This is a genomic window from Bacillus sp. AR2-1 (assembly GCF_008368755.1).
Taxonomy (GTDB): Bacteria; Bacillota; Bacilli; order Bacillales; family Bacillaceae_G; genus Bacillus_A; species Bacillus_A wiedmannii.
Genome location: NZ_QORY01000056.1, coordinates 1 through 2,522 on the forward strand (window position 1 = coordinate 1; position 2,522 = coordinate 2,522).

The 2,522-nt window shown below is 30.6% G+C and carries 3 protein-coding genes and 1 pseudogene; 2 read left to right on the plus strand and 2 right to left on the minus strand.

Features of this window, described 5'->3' with window-relative positions; translation table 11 throughout:
- Positions 1 to 193 (plus strand): annotated as a pseudogene (locus DT250_RS31280) (hypothetical protein); the annotation flags it as partial.
- Between the two features lie 273 nt (positions 194 to 466).
- Here the strand turns inward: DT250_RS31280 and DT250_RS31285 are convergent.
- Both DT250_RS31285 and DT250_RS31290 read right to left on the minus strand, forming a co-directional pair.
- Complete coding sequence (locus DT250_RS31285) at positions 467 to 625, minus strand: Phr family secreted Rap phosphatase inhibitor (protein ID WP_016089993.1); 159 nt, start codon at positions 623 to 625, stop codon at positions 467 to 469.
- Positions 625 to 1,725, minus strand: coding sequence for a response regulator aspartate phosphatase (locus DT250_RS31290; RefSeq protein ID WP_149214385.1), 1,101 nt, complete (start codon positions 1,723 to 1,725; stop codon positions 625 to 627). Before DT250_RS31290 ends, DT250_RS31285 begins: the two co-directional genes overlap by 1 nt.
- Before the next feature lie 599 nt (positions 1,726 to 2,324).
- Between DT250_RS31290 and DT250_RS31295 the strand changes: the two genes are divergently transcribed.
- Positions 2,325 to 2,522: helix-turn-helix domain-containing protein (locus DT250_RS31295; protein WP_149214386.1), on the plus strand; the 198-nt coding region annotated here is incomplete at its 3' end.

A 2,522-nucleotide genomic window follows, 5' to 3' on the forward strand; every position in this document is an offset into this window, starting at 1 on the left:
GATTTTAGAAATTCCAAAAACTGAAGATGGAAAATATACAAATATAGCCTCTATAAATATTAAAGATGCAATTACAAAAGAAGAGATTGTAGCACTCTCACAAAAAGCAAATATTAATCCAAATCAGTTTAAGCATATAAAAACGAAAGGTGAATTTTACAAAAAACTTAGTAGAATTGTAAAAAAAGTATAAGAAACATGACTCTAGTGCAAAAAAATTATAACTAGAAGTTTAAATATATACGCAAAAAAGAGCGTTCCTATACATGGCGATAGGATGCTCTTTTTTATGTAAAGAAAATCTTGTCTACTTTTAGTCTATCACCCTACGCATAATTATAGTAACGTGAATAGTCCGAAACAAATCTGTTTCGGACCGGGGGTGCAATATTTTATCCACTGTATTCAACTTTTTTGTATTTATAGTATGAATTTTCTGTTTTTTAAGCAAGAAAACTAGATTACGTTAATTAATAGATGCTCCACCAGAGACACTCAGTTTTGTTGGTGCTGGCGTATCTCCACCATTAAATGAAGAGTGTTGTGATACATTTAAACTAATCATGCTACATGCTAATGTACTTACTATTATCGTACTGAATAACAATTTTTTTATTTTTTTCATTACTTTAACGCTCCTTTTCTTAAATGTTTCTTATCAGCATGATTGCTAATATAGAAATACTTACTCGCTTTAACATGATTATTTGCCTCGTAAAATTGCAGTGCTAAAATCTCTGCATATTCTTTTACACAATCCCACATTTCCTCTTTTTCAAAATAAGAAATGGCATCAGTAACTACTTTTTCTAGTTTAATTCTAGGCATTTCTGTGATTAGTTCATTTAAAACTGCGAAACGGTGTTTATATTCCTCATTTCCTGATTCATTTGTATATTTCATTCCTTGCTCGATATATGATCTTGCTGTTTCAACGCCTTCTAACTTATAATATGCTCTTGCTAAGACAAATAATGCTTTAAAATGGTTCGGAATGGTATTTATAATTTCAGAACTCTGTCTAATCGCCAATGGATATAAATCTTGAATATTATATAACCAGCCTAAATTGGATCGTACTCGTAATAATAATTGTTCTTCATCATACTTCTTAAAAACATCAATAACCATATTGAGACATTCTTCCGCTCTCTCAAATTCTCTTAGATCTATACAAGCCAATCCATATACATTGTCGCATAAAGCAATATTAATTTTATAGCCTACATGATTCAAATATATTTCTTTGGCTTTTACTGCATGTTGAATCGCTTCAAATGGTTGATAAGATTGATAACAGTATGTTGAAAATCTATACTCAAACTCAGCTTTTTCTATTTCGTCAGGTATATCGTTTAAAAGCCTTTCCGCCTTTTCATAGTGTGTTTTCGCCTCAGTATAATTTGCTATAATTGTAGAGTGGATTGCCTTAAAGAAATAATAATAGTAAGCTAAAAATGAAAATTCATCTTTAATATGAGGTGGTTTTTCTACTTGATTGAAAGAATCTTTTGTAATACTCATTCCATCTACCAAGACTTTATGTCTAAAATTCAGTAGGGAATAATAGAATGATACATATTGGTCTATTTCTATTCCTTTTAAACTTTCTTTTACTTTTAGATATGTTTGTTTTGCTTCTACTACATGATATAAACGAATTTCTTCATACCATTCATGTAATAATTCCATTAGTTGTTTATTACTTTTTTCTTGAACAGTCATAATATCCCCCATTTCTCTGTAAAGGCTTATTCTGATAATAACAGGAATTTGATAAATTAAATTTAACCACGATTTTTTTCATTAATATACAGAATATTCAGAATCCTTTAGTTGTCCATGCTTTTAAATTTGAAAAGTATAGGTAAGGTAGTACAAGCTTCGTTTATGTATTTTTTGATTTTTCAACAGTTTTCTATTAAATACTTCTTATGAGAGGGAGCGTAGGTTTTTAATAAGTATCATAGGAAGCGTAACTTTTCATAAAATGTAGGTTTATACTTCCGCTAAGTAATTATCATAATGAGAGTATACAGATGTATCAAACGAAACTTCTACTTAATCAAATATGATTTAATACTTTATTAGTTTTGGTTCGGGAAATTTAAATACTTTAGAGTAAAGGGTTTAATTTTTATCATTTTAGCCAAGAAGACTCCTTCCTCAAGGAACGCGAAGTGAGTAGGTGGGAGATGAATTGGCTTCGAACAAGGGATGGCAGGAAGCCATCCCTTGTTCGACATACAGAAAGTGTTACTTTACTATCTATCGAATGTATGTTTGGTGTATAATAGTTATATACCGAAAGGGAGGTGAATGAAATGATGATCAATAAGGCCTATAAGTTTCGTATCTATCCAAATCAAGCACAAGCAATTCTAATCAACAAAACGATTGGTTGTTCTCGCCTTGTATTCAATCATTTCCTATCCTTATGGGATCACGCATATAAAGAAACTGGAAAAGGTTTAACATATGGTACATGCTCTGCCAAACTCCCTGCCATGAAGAAAGAGTTT

Excerpts from the sequence above, each read along its gene's own strand:
- DT250_RS31290 (WP_149214385.1), bottom strand. The coding sequence starts at position 1,725 with ATGACTGTTCAAGAAAAAAGTAATAAACAACTAATGGAATTATTACAT.
- DT250_RS31285 (WP_016089993.1), bottom strand. The coding sequence starts at position 625 with ATGAAAAAAATAAAAAAATTGTTATTCAGTACGATAATAGTAAGTACA.